Origin of the sequence: Pseudoflavonifractor sp. An85 (assembly GCF_002161235.1) — a bacterium.
Classification (GTDB): domain Bacteria; phylum Bacillota; class Clostridia; order Oscillospirales; family Oscillospiraceae; genus Enterenecus.
In genome coordinates this window covers 1-2982 of sequence record NZ_NFHE01000070.1, presented here as the reverse complement: position 1 = coordinate 2982, position 2982 = coordinate 1, and the positions used below count along the sequence as shown (strand labels likewise).

General features: G+C 53.1%; 1 rRNA gene. It reads right to left on the bottom strand.

Going from position 1 to position 2982, the window contains the following annotated elements:
* Positions 1–7: 7 nt before the first annotated feature.
* Positions 8–2847 (bottom strand): 23S ribosomal RNA (locus tag B5G37_RS14185).
* Positions 2848–2982: the final 135 nt, after the last annotated feature.

Here is a 2982-nt window from a genome sequence, read left to right as displayed (position 1 = left end):
ATTCTTGTAGGTCAAGCCCTCGGCTAATTAGTATCGGTCAGCTACACGCCTCACAGCGCTTCCACCTCCGACCTATCAACGACATAGTCTACGTCGAGCCTTACTCCATAAAGGATGAGAGATCTAATCTTAGAGGGAGTTTCACGCTTAGATGCCTTCAGCGTTTATCTCGTCCATACGTAGCTACCCAGCTGTGCCCTTGGCAGGACAACTGGTGCACCAGAGGTATGTCCATCCCGGTCCTCTCGTACTAAGGACAGCTCTCTTCAAATCTCTTACGCCCGCAACAGATAGGGACCGAACTGTCTCACGACGTTCTGAACCCAGCTCGCGTGCCACTTTAATCGGCGAACAGCCGAACCCTTGGGACCGAATACAGCCCCAGGATGTGACGAGCCGACATCGAGGTGCCAAACCTCCCCGTCGCTGTGGACGCTTGGGGGAGATCAGCCTGTTATCCCCAGGGTAGCTTTTATCCGTTGAGCGACGGCACTTCCACTTGCATACCGCCGGATCACTAACTCCAACTTTCGTTACTGCTCGACCCGTCGGTCTCGCAGTTAGGCTCGTTTATGCGTTTACACTCAATGCACGATTTCCGTCCGTGCTGAACGAACCTTTGAGCGCCTCCGTTACCTTTTAGGAGGCGACCGCCCCAGTCAAACTGCCCACCTAACAGTGTCCCCCGACCGGATTCACGGCCGCAGGTTAGAAGCCCAGCAATCCAAGGGTGGTATCCCAAGGGTGACTCCATACGAGCTGACGCCCGTACTTCCCAGTCTCCCACCTATCCTGTACATGAATTACCGAACTCCAGTATTAAGCTACAGTAAAGCTCCATGGGGTCTTTCCGTCTAGTTGCGGGTAACTGGCTTCTTCACCAGTACAACAATTTCGCCGGGTGGGCTGTTGAGACAGCGCCCAAATCGTTACGCCATTCGTGCGGGTCAGAACTTACCTGACAAGGAATTTCGCTACCTTAGGACCGTTATAGTTACGGCCGCCGTTTACTGGGGCTTCAATTCAGACCTTCGCTTGCGCTAAGCCCTCCTCTTAACCTTCCAGCACCGGGCAGGCGTCAGCCCATATACGTCATCTTTCGATTTAGCATAGACCTGTGTTTTTGGTAAACAGTCGCTTGGGCCTATTCTCTGCGGCTCCCCTTAGGGAGCTCCCCTTATCCCGAAGTTACGGGGTCATTTTGCCGAGTTCCTTAACAACCCTTCTCCCGTTGGCCTTAGGATTCTCTCCTCATCTACCTGTGTCGGTTTGCGGTACGGGCACCTTAGTATACCTCACACCTTTTCTCGCCTCTGGACATCGCCGGCTTCCTTACTATATTTCAGTCCCTTGCGCCCGGGTCAACCAACGCCCGGGTCCGGCTATTCCAAAGTGTCAGTGTGCTTAAAGTTCGGTGGCTACGGAATTTCTACCGTATGTGCATCGACTACGCCTTTCGGCCTCGCCTTAGCTCCCGGCTTACCTTGGGCGGACGAACCTTCCCCAAGAAACCTTAGATTTTCGGCCATCATGATTCCCACATGATTCTCGCTACTCATTCCGGCATTCTCACTCGAATACAGTCCACCGCTCCTTCCGATGCGACTTCACCCCATATTCGACGCTCCCCTACCCCTGTCCTAAGACAAGCCCAAGCTTCGGTTATACGCTTAGCCCCGTTACATTTTCCGCGCAGAGTCACTCGACCAGTGAGCTATTACGCACTCTTTTAATGAGTGGCTGCTTCTAAGCCAACATCCTGGTTGTTTTCGCAACTCCACATCGTTTTCCACTTAGCGTATATTTGGGACCTTAGCTGTGGGTCTGGGCTGTTTCCCTTTTGACTATGAGACTTATCTCACACAGTCTGACTGCTGTTCATCAATTATCTGGCATTCGAAGTTTGATAGGGTTCAGTAAGCTTATCGCCCCCTAGCCCATTCAGTGCTCTACCTCCAGTAATCTAAAACAACGCTAGCCCTAAAGCTATTTCGGGGAGAACCAGCTATCTCCGGGTTCGATTGGAATTTCACCGCTATCCACAAGTCATCGCCGATCATTGCAACGAGCGTGCGTTCGGTCCTCCATGGAGTTTTACCTCCACTTCAACCTGCTCATGGATAGGTCACCCGGTTTCGGGTCTATTGCCACTGACTTCATACGCCCTATTCAGACTCGCTCTCGCTGCGGCTCCGGTACTGAATACCTTAACCTTGCCAGTAACAATAACTCGCCGGACCATTCTACAAAAGGTACCTCATCACCCTTTAACGGGCTTTGAGTGCTTGTAAGCACAAGGTTTCAGGTTCTATTTCACTCCCCTCTCGGGGTCCTTTTCACCTTTCCCTCACGGTACTGCTCCACTATCGGTCATCAGGTAGTATTTAGGGTTGGAGGGTGGTCCCCCCAGCTTCCCACGGGGTTTCACGTGTCCCGCGGTACTCTGGATCCAGTCTCACAGCCTTCTCTTTCGGATACGGGGCTATCACCCGCTATGGCCGGCCTTCCCATGCCGTTCTCCTAGATAACCTCTGCTAAATGACTGTCCACAACCCCGGTGGATAAATCCACCGGTTTGCCCTCTTCCGCGTTCGCTCGCCACTACTAGCGGAATCTCGGTTGATTTCTCTTCCTCGTCCTACTTAGATGTTTCAGTTCAGACGGTTCCCTTCCTACGCCTATTTTGTTCAACGCAGGATGACAGTGTATTGCACTGCCGGGTTTCCCCATTCGGAAATCTCCGGATCAAAGGCTGTTTGCGCCTCCCCGAAGCTTATCGCAGCTTGCCACGTCCTTCATCGGCTCCTGATGCCAAGGCATTCCCCTTGCGCTCTTATTAGCTTGACCTTCGTCGGGACAAGCTCCATATCACTCGCTTCCACCTTGCGGCGAAAGCTCGCTCATTCCGCTGCCCCTCCTCTCCGTCACAAACCCGCTTGCGCTGGGCTTTGTGCCGGGTTTTTAGGGCGCACGTCTGGAACT